Origin of the sequence: Flagellimonas alvinocaridis (assembly GCF_004916895.1) — a bacterium.
Taxonomy (GTDB): Bacteria; Bacteroidota; Bacteroidia; order Flavobacteriales; family Flavobacteriaceae; genus Flagellimonas; species Flagellimonas alvinocaridis.
Window position 1 is genome coordinate 472,924 of sequence record NZ_SNTZ01000002.1, and the last position, 17,043, is coordinate 489,966.

At 45.1% G+C, this 17,043-nt stretch carries 12 protein-coding genes; all 12 read left to right on the plus strand.

Annotation, left to right across the window (positions count from 1 at the left end):
* The first annotated feature begins 104 nt into the window (after positions 1-104).
* The 12 genes from EZV76_RS07495 to EZV76_RS07550 all read left to right on the plus strand — a co-directional run bounded on the left by EZV76_RS07495 (position 105) and on the right by EZV76_RS07550 (position 16,985).
* Entirely contained in the window at positions 105-4,478 is a 4,374-nt protein-coding gene (locus tag EZV76_RS07495) for a CusA/CzcA family heavy metal efflux RND transporter (protein ID WP_136565954.1), read from the plus strand.
* A gap of 4 nt (positions 4,479-4,482) precedes the next feature.
* A complete protein-coding gene (locus EZV76_RS07500) occupies positions 4,483-5,682 on the plus strand; it encodes an efflux RND transporter periplasmic adaptor subunit (protein ID WP_136565955.1) in 1,200 nt (399 codons plus the stop codon).
* A 15-nt stretch (positions 5,683-5,697) separates the two neighbouring features.
* On the plus strand, positions 5,698-6,114 hold the full coding sequence (locus tag EZV76_RS07505) for a Fur family transcriptional regulator (protein WP_067036187.1): 417 nt from the start codon (positions 5,698-5,700) through the stop codon (positions 6,112-6,114).
* 42 nt (positions 6,115-6,156) lie between these two features.
* Positions 6,157-8,124, plus strand: coding sequence for a heavy metal translocating P-type ATPase (locus EZV76_RS07510; protein ID WP_136565956.1), 1,968 nt, complete (start codon positions 6,157-6,159; stop codon positions 8,122-8,124).
* A gap of 883 nt (positions 8,125-9,007) precedes the next feature.
* Positions 9,008-9,361 carry a single-stranded DNA-binding protein gene (locus tag EZV76_RS07515; protein WP_036385938.1) on the plus strand — a complete coding sequence of 118 codons (354 nt, stop codon included), beginning with the start codon at positions 9,008-9,010 and terminating at the stop codon, positions 9,359-9,361.
* Between the two features lie 63 nt (positions 9,362-9,424).
* Positions 9,425-9,874 carry a JAB domain-containing protein gene (locus EZV76_RS07520; protein WP_119618872.1) on the plus strand — a complete coding sequence of 150 codons (450 nt, stop codon included), beginning with the start codon at positions 9,425-9,427 and terminating at the stop codon, positions 9,872-9,874.
* Between the two features lie 150 nt (positions 9,875-10,024).
* The gene (locus tag EZV76_RS07525; protein WP_090294768.1) at positions 10,025-10,222 is read left to right on the plus strand and encodes a hypothetical protein; all 198 of its coding nucleotides are present in this window, start codon (positions 10,025-10,027) and stop codon (positions 10,220-10,222) included.
* Between the two features lie 306 nt (positions 10,223-10,528).
* Entirely contained in the window at positions 10,529-10,708 is a 180-nt protein-coding gene (locus tag EZV76_RS07530) for a hypothetical protein (RefSeq protein WP_067036202.1), read from the plus strand.
* A gap of 472 nt (positions 10,709-11,180) precedes the next feature.
* A complete protein-coding gene (locus EZV76_RS07535) occupies positions 11,181-11,768 on the plus strand; it encodes a BfmA/BtgA family mobilization protein (RefSeq protein WP_136565957.1) in 588 nt (195 codons plus the stop codon).
* 2 nt (positions 11,769-11,770) lie between these two features.
* Positions 11,771-12,790: a MobB family relaxase gene (mobB, locus tag EZV76_RS07540; protein ID WP_136565958.1), complete on the plus strand. Its 1,020-nt coding sequence runs from the start codon at positions 11,771-11,773 to the stop codon at positions 12,788-12,790.
* Between the two features lie 11 nt (positions 12,791-12,801).
* Entirely contained in the window at positions 12,802-14,388 is a 1,587-nt protein-coding gene (locus EZV76_RS07545) for a type IV secretory system conjugative DNA transfer family protein (RefSeq protein WP_201741834.1), read from the plus strand.
* Positions 14,389-14,621: 233 nt separating this feature from the next.
* The gene (locus tag EZV76_RS07550) at positions 14,622-16,985 is read left to right on the plus strand and encodes a hypothetical protein (protein WP_136565959.1); all 2,364 of its coding nucleotides are present in this window, start codon (positions 14,622-14,624) and stop codon (positions 16,983-16,985) included.
* Positions 16,986-17,043 lie beyond the last annotated feature (58 nt).

Below are 17,043 nucleotides of genomic sequence, written 5' to 3' on the forward strand. Positions count from 1 at the left end.
ACTATCCTGTTTTGACGTGACTTTTTCATGGTTACGTCAATATCGTGCGTTGCTTTTCATCAATGCGCCCAGTAAGAATATAAACTGAATCAATACCCTTGTCCATGATCAACAGAATCATTGATTTTTCAATCAATAATAAATTTATTATTGGTCTGCTGACCCTCGCATTGATTGGTGCGGGCGTTTATAGCATGACCCAAGTTCCCATCGATGCCGTACCGGATATCACCAATAATCAAGTGCAGGTCATCACTCAATCACCTAATCTGGGAACAGAGGATATTGAGCAATTCGTGACCTATCCCGTGGAAGTTGCGATGAGCAACCTACCCAATGTCAAGGAAATCCGCTCTGTTTCCCGATTTGGTCTTTCTGTAGTGACCATTGTATTTGATGACGAGGTGGGCACTTATCTGCCGAGACAACTTGTAGCTGAAAAACTGCCCGAGGTTCAAGAACAGATCCCTTCGGGTTTTGGCAAACCCGTTATGGGTCCAATTTCAACGGGATTGGGCGAAATCTATCAATATACCCTTGAAGTAGATGATGAACATCAAGGTGAATATTCGGCAACCGAACTGCGTACGATCCAGGACTGGATTGTACGGAGACAGATGGCCATGGTGCCCGGCGTGGTGGAGGTAAACGCCTTTGGCGGAAACAAAAAGCAATACGAAGTGGCGGTTGACCCGGACGAACTTCGCGCCATTGGTATAACCATTACAGAAGTGTTCTCGGCCCTTGAAAAGAACAACCAGAATACAGGTGGGGCCTACATCGAGCGTAACCACCAAGCCAACTTCATTCGTGGTGAAGGGCTGGCCAGGACCATATCGGATATTGAAAATATGGTGGTCAAGGCCGTTAATGGCATTCCCATCAAAGTGAAGGATATAGGTAAGGTAAGCATGGGAAGTGCGGTACGCTATGGTGCGCTTACCAAAGATGGAAAGGGCGAAGCCGTGGGCGGAATGATCTTGATGCTCAAAGGGGCAAATTCCAACGAGGTGATCGAAAACGTGACCCGACGTGTGGAACAGATACAACGGTCCCTTCCTGAAGGAGTGTCCATCAAACCTTTCCTGGACCGCAGCGAATTGATCGCCGAGACAACAGGCACGGTAACGGGGAACCTTTTGGAAGGTGGGCTTATCGTGATCTTCGTGTTGGTCTTGTTGTTGGGAAATTGGCGTGGCGGACTCATTGTGGCTTCGACCATACCCTTATCCCTATTGTTTGCCTTTATTCTGATGAATGTTTTTGACGTATGGGCAAACTTGATGAGCTTGGGGGCAATCGATTTTGGAATCATTGTGGATGGTGCGGTGATCATCGTAGAGGGCACCGTTTTTTTAATGTACTCCTATGTGGTCAAAAAGAATGGCGTTAGTGCAGAAACACGGGATGACATCGCCGCTAAGGCCTCCAAAAAAATGATGAACGCCGCTTTCTTTGGCCAGCTGATCATTCTGATCGTGTTCCTGCCCATTTTGGCCTTGGAGGGTGTCGAAGGGAAAATGTTCCAGCCCATGGCCCTCACCTTCATTTTCGCGATGATCGGGGCCATGTTATTGTGTCTTACCTATGTACCCATGGTTTCGGCATTGTTCCTACGGCCGCCAAAATCCAAAAAACAATCCTATGGCGATAGGTTCGTGCATTGGATTGAGCGGAAATATGAACCGTTGTTGACCAAATCACTTTCCAAGGCCAAAGTGGTCGTAAGCATTGCCCTTGGTCTTTTTGCCATTGCCATTTTCGCCTTTACGAGAATGGGCGGTGAGTTTATCCCGCAATTGGACGAAGGTGATATTGCCTTTCATGCGATCTTGAAACCCGGCAGTTCCCTGTCGGAAACCATCGAAACCACGACAATTATTGAACGTATCGTGAAGGCCGAATTTCCCGAAGTTGAAACCGTTCTCAGCCGTATCGGTGTCGCCGATGTACCAACGGACCCGATGCCCATGGATATTGCCGATGTCTTCGTTATCCTCAAACCAACTGATGAATGGACATCTGCAGAAAGCAAGGATGAACTCGTGGAAAAAATGAAGGAGGCCATCAGTATCGTTCCCGGCGTGAATTTTGAGTTTACCCAACCTATCGAAATGCGCTTCAACGAACTACTTACGGGTGTTCGTGAGGATGTGGCCATTAAATTGTTCGGGGAAGACCTCGGCATATTGGCAAGCAAGGCCGAGGAAATGGGGGAAATCATTGCCACCGTTCCCGGTGTGGCGGATATGAAAGTTGAGGCCACGGACGGCCTGCCACAAATCACCATTGACTACAACCGCAATAAATTGGCACAGTACGGTCTAAAGATCGAACAGCTCAATAAAGTGGTACAGTCCGCCTTTGCAGGAGGAAAGGCGGGCGTAATCTTCGAGGGTGAAAAACGGTTTGACCTGGTCGTAAGACTTCTAAAGGAAAACCGACAAAGCATCGAGGATATCCAGAACTTGTTCATCAACCTGCCCAATGGTTCGCAAATCCCATTACGGGAAATTGCCGAGGTAAGTTATGAACCCGGCCCGATGCAGATAAGCCGTGACAATACCAATAGGCGGACCTATGTGGGCATCAATATTCGCGACCGTGACGTAAAATCCGTTGTAGAGGATATCCAAGAAAAATTGGATGCTCAGTTTGACCTGCCCACAGGATATTACATTCGGTATGGTGGAGCTTTCGAAAATCTGGAACGCGCCAGCAATAGATTGCAAACTGTGGTCCCTATTGCCTTGTTCCTGATTTTCATATTGATTTATTTTGCGCTAAAGTCCTTTCCACAGACCTTGATGATCTACCTCGCCATCCCGATGGCCACCATTGGCGGTGTGTTCGCCCTCTGGTTAAGGGATATGCCCTTTAGTATTTCCGCGGGGGTCGGCTTTATCGTGCTTTTTGGCGTGGCCGTTCTGAACGGACTCGTCATGATAAGTGGTCTCAATGAACTGAAGGAAGAAGGCGTGACCAATCTTAAAGGTAGAATTATAGAAGGCACCAAAAGACGGATTCGTCCCATTATGCTCACGGCCTTTACGGATATTTTAGGGTTTCTTCCCATGGCCGTTTCGGCTTCGGCCGGGGCAGAGGTACAGCGACCTTTGGCCACCGTGGTCATTGGTGGCTTGATAACTTCGACCCTCTTGACCCTCTTTATCCTACCCATCTTTTACCAATGGGTCGAGGGACGTTCGGAACGGATGAGTAAACCCGACCCGAAATGGGTTACCCCTGTGGTCATGGTCCTTCTTTTGTTCGCCACCGCACTGCCTGCCAAAATGCATGCGCAAGAAGGTTTTGAAAATGCACGGCAGATCCAGCCTAAAGATTCACTGCCCGCTATTTCATTGGAAGAGGCGGTGGAAGTTTCCAAGAAAAACTACCCGCTGTTGAAAGCGAAACAATGGGAGGTCCAAAAACAAACCGCCCTAAAAGGTATGGCTTACGACCTTGGCAATACCCAGGTCTTCACAGGTGGCGAAGAAATTGTGGACGGACAAGGAATTTATACCTTGGTTGGGGTTGGACAACAGAATATCGACCTTTTAAGCATCCGTGCAAAAAGGCGTTTGCAGAGACAACGCATCGCTTTGGCCGAGACAGCTCTTGACCTTTCCGAACTGCAAGTGGAACAGGAGGTCAAAAAGGCTTGGTCAGAAGCCTATCGACAACGACAGAAATTTGAACTGTACCGTGAACTGGATTCCATTTATTCACAGTTTAAAAAAGCAATAGAACTCAACTTCAAGGTAGAGGCCATTTCCCGGCTGGAATATTCATCGGCCACAAATCAGGCCTTACAAATCAACAATCAACTGCAACAGGCCGAAAGTGATTATGCCATTGCCCTACAAAAGCTCAATCTTTGGTTGTTTTCGGACATCTACTATTCCGTTCCAGAAAAACTTGATGAAAGTGCGGTAACGGTTTTAGGATGGGACGGGGATTTGGGAAAACACCCAGCGCTGGAACTTTCACAAAGGCGCATCGAGGAGGCCGAGGCGACATACGATGCGGCACGGGCTGACTTGCTGCCTAAGTTCAACCTTCAGGGCGGACTGCAACAGGTCAATGGCAATAGCGGGTTCTACACCTATCAAGCCGGCATTTCGGTTCCTTTGTTTTCAGGTGGACAGCGTAGTCAAGCCAAGGCCGCCAAAATTGAAAGTGAAATCGCAAAGACCAATGCGGATTATACCAAACGCCAGCTGCAATCCGAATATCGGCAGGCGGTGCAAGCCTATCGGAAATGGAGCGCATCGTGGCAATTTTATAGGGACAAGGCCTTGCCGCTTGCCCAAGAGCAGCGCAAGGGAGCGTTGTTGGCCTACGCGGAGGGTGCGGTGGACTATGCAGCGTTCACACAGATTATTCGGGATGCCATAAACACGGAAACGGATGCACTTGACGCTCTTGACAACTATCTAGAATCAGTATTTGAATTACAATATTTTAAACAATAGACAAATGAACAATCTTTTTAAATATAGCGTTATCGGGCTCGTGACGATGCTCTTGGTTCTTACTTCCTGTGGGAATTCCAAAGCCGATACTGAGGAAGCAAAGCAAAAAAATCCTGAAGTGGGTGAAATGCACAAAGAAGGTGAAGTCAAGGAAGCCATGCTAACGGAAACGCAATTCCGCAACCTTAACATGAAAATCGATACCGTTGCCCCACGTGTTATGAAGCAATATGTGGAGGCCAATGGCCAACTGGAGGTCCCACCACAGAACGAAGCGACCATTACTACGGTCGTGGGTGCCAATGTGGTGTCCATAGAGGTCATTGAAGGCGACAAAGTAAGCAAAGGTCAAACGGTTGCCTATCTGTCCCACCCCAATATCATCCAGAAACAGACCGATTTCCTGAACGCCTACAGTAACAGCCAGTTTCTTAAGAAGGAATTTGAAAGACAAAAAACCCTGTATGATGCCGGGGTGGGCAGCGGGGCCAACTTTCAAAAGGCCGAAGCGGAATACCGGGCCTCCCAAAGCCTGGCAAAAGGATTGGAAGCACAGTTGGAACAATTGAACATTAGTGCATCCGGGGTCAGAAACGGTACGATTTACCAACGGGTGGCATTGCGAAGTCCCATTGAGGGATTTGTCCAAAAAGTAGCGGTCAAAACCGGACAGTACGTAGAACCGCAGACCGACCTATTTGAAATCGTTGACACCCATCACGTCCATGCCGATTTAATGGTGTTTGAAAAGGATGTGTACAAAGTAAAGGTAGGCCAGCAAGTATCCTTCAATGTGCAATCCATTCCCGGAAAGGAACTTACTGCGAAAATTTATTCCGTAGGGAAAACTTTCGAGCAAAATCCCAAAGCGATACACGTCCATGCTGAAATCGAGAACAAGGAAGGGCAGCTGATTCCAGGGATGTATGTTGAAGGACGGATTGAAATCCAAAAATCCGAGACCGTTGCGGTGCCTGAAAGTGCAATAAGTTCAAACGAAGGAAAGAAGTATATTTTTAAAGCGGAGCGTGAAGGCAATGACTGGAGCTTCAAACCTGTCGAAATTAACACAGGCCCAAATGACGGGGATTGGGTCGCCATCGATTTTGTAGATTCCGTTGGGCCATATACTACATTTGCATACAACAATGCCTACTATTTAATGGCCCAAATGAAAAAAGGGGATGCGGGACATAGCCATTGATAAAATTACAATATGATGACAGAAATTGAAAAAACATTGGAAAACAAAGGTGTACGCCCAACGGCGATGCGTATTTTGATCTATAAATATTTGGCTGAAAAGGAAGTGGCCATTGCCCTGACCGATATGGAGAACGCTTTCTCAAAAGCGGACAGAACCACATTGTACCGGACCCTGAAGACCTTTGAGGAAAAACGAATTGTGCACCAAATAGATGATGGCACCAATATTTCAAAGTATGCCCTGTGCGAACCAGGTTGCAATTGTGAAATGGAACAAGATCTGCACCTGCACTTTCATTGCGATAACTGTGATGAAACGGTCTGTCTCACTGAGCATAAGATTCCCCATATCAATCTACCTGATGGGTATGTGGCAGAAAATGCCAATTTGGTCATTAAGGGAATTTGCGACAAATGCAGCGGGCAATAATTGCACTTCCGTTGCACGAAACTAATTACGACCTTACCGTCTATGAAAAAGAAAAAAGTAAAACTACGTGATCTAGGTTCAAAGGAACGCCAGGGCGAAAACGGACACGAAAGTGGCCATAACCATGGTGGTCCTGAAGGTGTATCTAAATTCAAAACCTATTTACCGGCCATTTTCAGTTTTGTAATGCTCATCATCGGCATAGCAGTGGACTATTTTGATGCTTTCCCGTTTTTCAAGGGCTGGATAAGGATCGCATGGTACACCCTTGCCTATTTGCCTGTTGGTTTTCCTGTCATCAAAGAAGGTTGGAACAGTATAAAGCATGGTGATTTCTTTACTGAATTTTTCCTGATGTCCATTGCCACTTTAGGGGCCTTTGCCATAGGCGAATACCCAGAGGGCGTGGCGGTAATGTTGTTTTACGCCGTGGGCGAACTGTTCCAAAATGCAGCAGTCAATCGGGCAAAGGGAAATATTAAGGCCCTTTTGGATGCGCGACCGGACGAAGCTTTGGTGCTTCGTAACGGGAATTTCGTTACCGTAAATCCCGAAACCGTCGAGATTGGCGAAAGGATACAAGTACGTGTGGGGGAGAAAATCCCCTTGGACGGTATTCTCTTATCCGAAAGAGCTTCCCTCAATACGGCGGCAATTACTGGCGAAAGTAAGCCCGATACGATAAATAGGGACGAAAAAGTCTATGCCGGAAGTATTAATCTCGAGGGTGTTATCGATGTAGAAACCTCCAAAGAATTCAAGGACAGTTCCATCACTCGAATCTTGGATATGGTACAAAACGCCACAGCCAGAAAATCAAAGACAGAACTGTTCATTAGAAGATTTGCAAGAATATATACGCCCATTGTGGTTTTCCTTGCCATTGGATTAACGTTCTTGCCCTACTTTTTTCTAAATGACTATGTATTTAAGGATTGGCTTTATCGCGCTTTAATATTCCTTGTGGTTTCCTGTCCCTGTGCCTTGGTCATTTCCATTCCGCTCGGCTATTTTGGTGGTCTGGGAGCGGCATCCCGAAATGGGATTCTTTTCAAAGGTGCATCTTTTTTGGAAGCAATCACCAAAGTGAACACGGTAGTGATGGACAAAACGGGAACCGTTACCAAAGGGGTTTTTAAAATCAAGGAGATCAAGACCGCCCAATTTGAGGAAGCCAAGTTTATGAAATACCTGATGGCCATGGAGGAACAATCTACCCATCCCATAGCAAAAGCAATTTTGGAATACAAAGCCGAAGGCACGGATATAAAGGTAACCGATGTATCGGAAGTTGCAGGAAAGGGATTAAGGGGAACGGTCAATGGGAAAACAGTGCTGGTGGGCAATAAAGCCCTAATGGCCTCAAACAACATTGATGTACCTTCAGAAACCGATGATATTGTAGATTCTATTGTAATGTTGGCCATTGATGAAAAATTTGCAGGCTATGTTACCATTGCAGATGAACTCAAGGAAGATGCCCATCAAGCCATCCAACAAATCAGGGATGCCGGGATTTCGAAAATCATAATGCTTTCGGGTGACAAAGATTCCATAACGCAACAAGTCTCGAAAAAGTTAAACTTTGATTGGGCAAAGGGCGGCCTATTACCAGAAGATAAGCTCGGCGAAGTCGAAGAACTCAAAAAACAATCAGACACCAAAGTGGCCTTTATGGGCGATGGCATTAATGATGCGCCCGTTCTGGCCATCAGCGATGTGGGCATTGCCATGGGAGGCTTGGGTAGTGATGTGGCCATTGAAACAGCAGATGTCATCATTCAGACCGACCAACCGAGCAAGATGGCACGGGCCATTAAAATAGGACGCTCCACCCGAAAGATAGTTTGGCAAAATATTGGGCTCGCTTTTGGCGTGAAGGCATTTGTGCTCATCCTTGGAGCGGGAGGCCTAGCCACGATGTGGGAAGCAGTTTTTGCTGATGTGGGGGTTGCCTTATTGGCAATATTGAATGCTGTTCGACTTCAGCGGATGAAGTGGAACACTTAGTTTCAAAGAGGAACTATTTTTTGGGCTAACTTATATTTCAGCCGTTGTTGGCAGCTCCATGGTTGGCCAAGACCTTCAATAAAATTGTACATGAGACGCTTCGCAGGTTGAGACACCCAAACAACTTTCCTTGTTTTGGAGGGGACTTCAGGAAGGTTAGGGGTCTGATTCTTCGAGAAACGGCGACAGGACTTATGAGACAATATGAAAGCTTCCGGGCATAAAGAATCTTATCCGAACAATTACGAAATGCTTATCACTGTAGATGAAAAATAATCCGGTCGTAGGGTAACTCCAATACTTTTGTTCCCTTATTGTCGTAATGTTTGATGAAACTTCATTTGGGCAAAACGGAAGTCGCCCAAACGGATTTTTGGTGCGTCCTTCCTTTGCAAACCCTTCTTGGGGTTTTGCCTATAAGGCCGCAAATCCGCTTGTCCGCCCATCAAATTTTAAGGGTCCCGTAATAAAAGAAGCCCTGATTGTTTTTCGGGGCATCGAAAAACAGGGCAGGGCCCAAGGACTTCCAATCAGGACACCATCGCCTGCAGTCGCTTAACTTCCCGTACGCTCCCTTGCCAATGGGTCGGATGGAATTCCTAGGGCCCTCATCGAACCTGTCAAGGCCAAGGCAGGTTTTGTCCATAAATAGGGTTTCCACTTCCTTGAAAACCTTAAGGTTTTGCTACGTCGCGGAGCCTCCCGATTTCTGTCCAAAAGCCTTGACAGAACCCCCTTCTTTTATTGTGCTACGCACGTAAGAAGCAAACAAACGCCCCTTAAAATTTGGGAGACAAAAACCAAAAAAATAGAGGGGAAATTTTTAACCCTGTTTGCTGATCTGTCCATAAAGGAAGACGGCAGGCCTTTAAAACCTTTTATCATGAGTACATTAAGAAACAAAGTGCAGTTGATCGGAAACGTGGGGCAAGACCCTACCATTACAGACCTTGACAAAGGCAAACGTGTGGCACGCTTCACCATGGCCACCAATGAACACTACAAGAACTCCGAAGGGGAACGGGTGACCAATACCGAATGGCACACCATCATCGCATGGGGGAAACTGGCCGACATCATCGAGGGCTTCGTGACCAAGGGCAAGGAAGTTGCCATCGAAGGGAAATTGACCTCCCGTTCCTATGAGGACAAAGAGGGAAATAAGAAGTATGTGACCGAAGTAGTGGCCAGTGAGATTTTATTGTTGGGTGGTGGTGATAACAATACCACCGAGTAAAATGGATAGGGGGTGTCCAGTCTTTGGGCATCCCTTTCTTTTTTCATCCTTAACACATTTGAAATGGAACACCGTGTCAATGAAATACAGATCAGTTATCGGGAAAAACTCAGCACGCTGAAATCCCTGTCCGTGACGAACTCCAATGAGGTGGCGAATCTATTGTTCCAAAATTGGGACAACAAGACCATAGGCCTGCACGAGACCTTTAAGATCGTGCTGCTCAACCAGTCCAACAAGGTAAAGGGCATTTATCCACTATCCCATGGGGGCATCACAGGTACCTTGGTAGATCTGCGCATCCTTTTTGCCATTACCCTAAAGACCCTTTCCGTGGGGATCATCCTCGCCCATAACCATCCTTCTGGACAACTCAAGGCCAGTTATCAGGATAAACAATTGACCCAAAAGATCAAAGAGGCGGCACAGCTTTTTGATGTCAAGGTTTTGGACCATATCATCCTTGCGCCTGATGGTAGGTATTACAGTTTTGCTGATAATGGAATTCTTTAATCCAATGGTCATGGAAGCGAATACAGCGAATACAGAAATGATGGAATTTGAAAAATGGTTGGAAGAACAATATGACCCAAGGTATTACCCCGATGGGTTCGATCCAAGCCTATATGATCTGTGAGCAATGAACTATCAAAGTTTTGAATAATGGTCTATTTGAACTTTACCAACCTTGATAGCGAGACCCAGGAACGTTTGCTTTCCGTATCCAAAGAAGATGTGGAAAGCCGTTCCGGGACCGAATTGCTCCAATTTGCAGAAACGCATGATAAGGACTATGATACCCTCTTGGAAGAAGAGGCAATGCGAAATCTCTACAGTTATGATTTCGTATTCAATATGTGAATGCCAAAACACACCATCGAAGCCCATCCATCACGATGGGCTTTTTTTATGGGTTCATGGTTGGTTTTTAGGTGGGTCGAACACCCAAAAACCAATTTGGGAAATTCTTGTTTGCAAAGTATTGGGCAACCCCAAAGTATACCTATCCCTTATTTGACCGCAAGTTCGCCCTTCAAAAATGTTCCCATCAAAAGACTACGGCATAAACCGTTCGTACCTCACTCCTTATTCCGTTTCCTTTTGAGCTGAAATTTTTGGGAAGTGCGGGGATGCCCTCAAATAATTAATAATCTAAAATCATGTATTATGAAAGCAATTGTAAAAAAGTCATTGGAAATCCCTGCAAAGAAACATCCAAAGAAAAGCGTTGTCAAAAAGACAGCGGATGCCACGGTGGACAAAACCTACTCCCTGGTGGTCAATCTCTGGATATTTCGGTATGAGTATTACAGGGAACAGACCAATACTGTTCCATCGGAGGACTGACGGGAACAAGACCCTTGAAAAAGGGTCTTTTTTTTGGCGTTCCCGTGGAACTCCCGACGTTGTGGAAACCCAAAAATGGACGTTTCATATTTGCTGCGGGCAAATGATGCCATTTGCCCGCAGAACGCATTTTTGTGCCTGAAGGAATGTGGGTATATTTAAGATGCTACATCGTAGCAAAGTTTGCACGGCAACCCAACTTGATCTGACTTTCCAAAAGTCCGTGCTCCATAGGGTAAAATATGAAAAGGGACGGCTGTCTTTTTAAGATGGTTTGTGCGATGCTTTTTGGGCCTTTGGCGCAAAAAGGGAGAAGCAAGAGGATAGCGTGCTGGCGCAGCGCTACCGATTAGGATTGCTCCGCAAGGCCCTGTTTATAGGGGTTTGGGGTATTTTATAAAATTTTGAGCTTTTGGTTTTTGTTGAAAAAATGGGCCGGGCCCAGTAAAACCAAGGAATTTTTGTTGAAAAAATGGATAAAGGATACGAAAAAGAGACGTTTGCGGGACTGAGGATCAAAATCTCGGTGGCCCTGAAATTTCGGAGCTTTTCCAAACGGCAAGGAAAGTCCCATTCCATGACCTTGTTGGCCATGGTGGAGTTCTTTGACCATAATGGTATATCGCCCGATGAACGGATGCACGAGACCATTGCAAGCCTTAAATATCTGATCAAACGGCGATTCAATGCCATGGTGGCCATTATGCGCAGTATCGAAAAAGAGCAGACCCTGCCCACGGTCAGTATGATACAGGCCCTTTTCCAGCAGGAACTGGAGTCTGAAGACGGCGAGGAATGGGAAGGGGACTTTGAATTTTTTGAAAAGCAACTCACCGAGATCAACACGCCCACCAATCCCGAACTCTTGGATACCGAGACCACCGTGCCCAAGATCGTGCATGAACGGCTGAAGGAACAGTTGGAGGAATTGAAACAGGATTTTGGGCATGTTCTGGATCATGTGTCCGTGACCAAGAACCGCTTTGGAAAGGACCACCTAAAAGTGGACCTCAAACCCGGGGCCATTGAACAGTACCGCACCAAACTCAAAAATCTATAAGCATGTACATCGCCATCACAAGACAACACTTGGGAGATAACTATCACGGCAGTGCCAGTGATTTTGTTAAGTATCTCGAAAAGGAGAATGAAGGGAAGGCCCCCGAAGCTCAAGAACTTTTTTTCAACCAGACAGAAAACGACATCGATGCCCAGAGGGTCATTGCCGAGATTGATGCCAATACGACCAAGCTTTCGAAACGGGATCCCAAGTTCTATTCCATCATGGTCAGTCCATCCCAAGCCGAGCTCAAGCATATCGGAAACAACCCTGAAAAACTGAAGCAGTACACCCGGGAACTGATGAAGACCTATGCGGCCTCCTTTTATAGGGACAAAGAGGTGACGGTCAATGAGGTGCTGTATTTTGCGAAGTTGGAACGGGAGCGGACCTATTCCGAAAAGGACAAAAAGGTCAAGGAGAACCAGGCCTATGCCAGCAAGATCTTGGAACTGCAACACCAGATCAGGGCCATCAAAGAGGGTAGGGAGCAAGGGGATATCGCCAAACTACAGGAAAAAATTCAGGTCTTGGAAACGGAGGCGCCCCATAAACAAAATGGCAAGCGCATCGTTCCCGGAATGACAAAGGAAGGCCACCAGAGCCATATCCATATCATTGTCAGTCGTAAGGATGTCACCAACTCCCATAGCCTCTCCCCAGGATCCAAGTTCCGCACCTCGGAGACCACCCTCAATGGGGAAAAGGTCAAACAGGGCTTTGACCGGGACAAATTCTATCGAGCAGCGGAGAACAGTTTTGACAAACAATTTGGTTATCGCAGGAACTTTGTGGAGACCTACCATGCCCGAAACCTTCTGGATAAGAATCCCAAACAGTTCTTTGCTGCCCTTTTGGGACTACCAAGCAATGAAAAACAGGCAGCCAATCAATTGTTGTTCAAGGCCGGAATCAAAGTGCCGAGCATCCCCACCAATAAAGCGCAGTTGGCCTATAAAGCGATGATGCAGCTCAAAAAAGGCATCGGAAAGGCCATGGAATCGGGATCCATTGGAATTTAAATAGTGTAGATATGGAAAATTTAGGATGGATTGAAATAGTATCTGGGATCGTATTCGGGGGAGGAATCTCGGTTGCAGTAAATCGATTTCTCAAATATGGGTTTGTGATTTGGGTTTTGGGAATTGTTCTTTTAGCGGTGGCCAATGGTTTAGTAGGAGGATGGGATGGTTTCATAAAGGGATCATTGACCCTTTGGTTGCCATTGTTTTTTGTCCATGTGGTGATCTATGGTCTGGTGGATTACTACAAGGACAATAAGAAACCCTCCAAAGTCTTTGAGGTGAAAATGAGGGTAAAGGGGAGGCCATTGGTACTGGGAAACATCCGAAGGGGGGTCTCAGTGATGGCTTCTGCAGGAAGCGGTAAGACGGAGAGTGTCATCTATAATTTTTTAAAGCATTTTCAAAAGGAGCATTTCTCCGGGGTCATCCATGATTACAAGGATTTTGAGATAACCGAAATGGCCTATCCCTTGTGGAATGGTGAAGAGATCCCCTTTAAGATTGTTTCTTTTGGACCTATTTATAATCGGGTCAATCCAATAGCTCCCCGATACCTGCCCGATGAGGAAAGTGTGCATGAGGTGTCAAGGGTGCTATTGGAGAATTTGATGGAACATAGGGACTCGGACGAGAACAGTATCTCCCGCTTTTTTAAGGATGCAGCCGAGGGCTTGATCAGTGGATTGATTTGGCGATTAAAGACCGATTATCCACACTATTGCACCTTGCCCCATCTCATGGCTGTTTTCCAACAATTGGCCACCAAGAGCTTGATCAAGTTCCTAAAGGGAAACATCACCTCCCGTGCCATGGCGGATGCCTTTATCAGTGGCATAGGATCGGAACGACAGACAGCAGGGGTGCTCAGTACCCTGGCCAATGGATTTAAAAAGATCAGTACACGAAAGATCTTTATGGTGCTTTCCAAGGATGAGATCTCCTTGGATATCAATAATGAAGACCATCCATCCATCATTGCCTTGGTGAACAACCCCCAAAAGGATGCTTCCCTTTCCCCGGTGATTGCTACCATTATCCATACCATTTCCAAGCAGATGAGCCAACGCAACCGTAAACCTTCCTTTATGTTGTTGGAAGAGGCTTCTACTTTGCGATTGTTGAACATGCATCGGATTCCAGCCACTTTGCGGAGTTATGACATTGTTAGTGTCTATGTGTTGCAGGACAAGATCCAGAACGATATGATGTACGGGGAGAAGGCCAGTAAAGCGATTCTCTCAAATTTATCTTATCAGTTTTTCGGGAAAGTCAATGACCCAGACACCGCTCGATACTATGAACGTTTTTTTGAACTGGTCAAGATACCGACCCGTAGTGTGAGCAAGAGTTCAGGGTTGAACCTGGAACGACGCATCACGGAAGGGGAAAAGGAAGTGTCCAAGCGTAGGGCCGAGGTGTTTTTTCGGTTAAAGCAGGGGGAGTTTGTGGTTTTTGCAGATGGGAAGGACAGAAAGGTGCAGTTTCAAAAGCCAGAAATTGAAAGAGGATTGTCCAAGCCTTTGCTGGTTTCAGAATCGGAACTGGAGCAGCATTATCTAAAAGTGCATCATGATATAGGGACTATTTTTAGTTAATTTCATTTTTTAAAATGATTGTTACGAAAAACCCCTATCCAAACAATGGTTTTTCCACAATTTCAGTCACTTATTTACTTTTTTTGACCTTTATGGTTCGGATAGAATATTAGATTACTTATTTTAGGCTTACTTCCCCAATTACTATTAAATTGATTAAATAAGACTGAGACCTTCTCATGGATAGGTATTTAATGTCTACAGCGATAATTATTCCATTAATATTTAGGTAAGTGCATAAGGATTTATTTTTTTCTATTTACAACGCCAAGGACGAAGAAGAACTTCTCGATGTAATTTCAAGTAGCCCTAAGGTATTTGACAACTCAAATTGGAAACCTTTGGGAAACAATGATAGCAATTATGGAGTGGTGAAAAACCAGCAATCCAATCCTATTGCAGCCTTGATTGAAAAGATTACCAATGCCATTGATGCTATCTTGACAAAAGAGTGCCATGTAGGTGGTGTAGAGCCAAAGTCCACGGAGGCTCCAAGATCCATGGAAGAAGCCATTGAACGGTTTTTCCCCAAGAACAATTGGGATCTCCCATCTTTCAGAAAAAAGCAATCTGAGGAAATACAAATCATAGCGGATGGTAAAGGCCCAAGAAATCAGAGAAACCAGTATCCAACGTCGGTTATTATCTATGATAATGGAGAAGGGCAACATCCTGAAGAATTTGAAAATACATTTTTATCCCTTTTAAGAGGAAACAAAAATGACATCCATTTTGTTCAGGGGAAATATAATATGGGTGGTAGTGGAGCCATAGTCTTTTGCGGAAAGAAAAGATATCAGCTTATTGCCTCGAAAAGATTCACGAATGACGGTGAATTTGGTTTTACCCTAGTAAGGGAACACCCCAAAAAGGAATCCGATAATGCAAAGGAAACCTGGTATGAATACCTTTTGATTGACGGGCAAATTCCATCTTTCCCTATTGAGAATCTTGATCTTGGTTTGTCCAATAGGAATTTTGAAACAGGAACAATTGTCAAATTATACTCGTATCAATTTCCCAAAGGGTATTCTGGTTTTGCGCAGGATTTGAACCAAAGTATAAATGAATTCCTTTTTGATCCAGCTTTACCCATTTTAACAGTCGATACTGCCGCAAGATATCCAAATAACAAGGTTCTTGAGAATGACTTGTTTGGATTAAAACGGCGTCTGAACAATGAAGAATCAGAATATCTGGACGATAAGTTTTCAGAGACATTCGATGAGGAAAGCACCTTTGGTAAAATGAAGGTGTCCTGTTTCGTTTTTAAGCCCCGGGTAAAGGATTATGATTTAAAAAGAACCAAAGCCATCATCCAAGATCGATATTTTAAAAATTCGATGGCGGTCATGTTCTCTCTAAATGGCCAAACGCATGGAAGCTATACTTCCGAATTTATAACACGGTCGTTAAAGCTCAATTTGTTAAAGCACCATTTGTTGATACACGTGGATTGTACCGAAATGAAATACAATTTCAGGAAGGAACTGTTCATGGCTTCCAGGGACAGGTTAAAAGATGGTGAAGAGACCCAATATCTAAGAAGTTATTTGGCGACTCAATTGAGTCGAAAGGATGGAAGGTTGGCGGATATAGAAAAGATTAGGAAGCAGGCCGTCGATATAGATACTACCTCCAATACCAATGAATTGCTCAAGAACTTTACCAAGAACCTACCCTTGGATTCTGAACTGGCCAAATTGTTGAGCCAAACGTTTAAACTTGACACGAAATCGAATAAGAAAAAGGATGGAGGGAGAAAACCTTCTCCTCAGAAAAAGGAGGATACCCCTTTCTTACCACAGAGATTCCCTTCTTTTTTCAAGATAAACGGGATTAATGATGGTGATTCAGAAGTGGCTAAAATTCCTTTGAATGGAGAAAAGACGATAAGGTTCTCAACTGATGTTGAGAACGATTACTTCGACCGGACAGAGGAACCTGGTGATTTGAAAATTACGGTGTTGAATATCAAACCCAATGAAAGTGAAGGTGGCACAGGTCCCGGACTGCCAAAGGGAATAACTGAAATTTTCAATGTGGTTAAAAGCAGTCCAAATAAGGGTGCTATTAAAATATCGTTGAACCCAAAAGATGATTTAAAGGTTGGGGACAGTGTTCAGATAAAAGCAGATCTGTCATCCCCAAACGGGGGGTTGTCCGAACTGTTTTGGGTCAAGATTGTCGAAAAAGAGGAGTCTAAGGACAAGAAATCAAAAAAGGAGGAGGATAATGAACCTTTAGGGCTTCCACAATTGGTGTTTGCCTATAAAGAACCTAATGAAGACCTCAAGGATAGGGTTTCATGGGAGGATGTAGGAACTGCTACGGGATTGGATATGGACTACAATACGGTAATGGTGCCCGAGGCAGAAGGGGATACCCTGAAAAAGATTTTTGTGAACATGGATAGTTCTGTGCTAAAGAACTTCATTGCGAAGTACAAACATCCCAATCAGCAGCAATTGGAAATTGCCAATAGAAAGTATTATACCTCAGTGTATTTGGATAAGCCGGGTAAACTGACCCACCTTCGCCGGATAAAACTGACCATAGCAAACGAACTGCCCAGATTTGATCTATCCTTGGGTTAAACTTAGTTTTTATTTTTTAATTTTCTTCTCATCGATTCTCCTTTTATATCTATTCTGT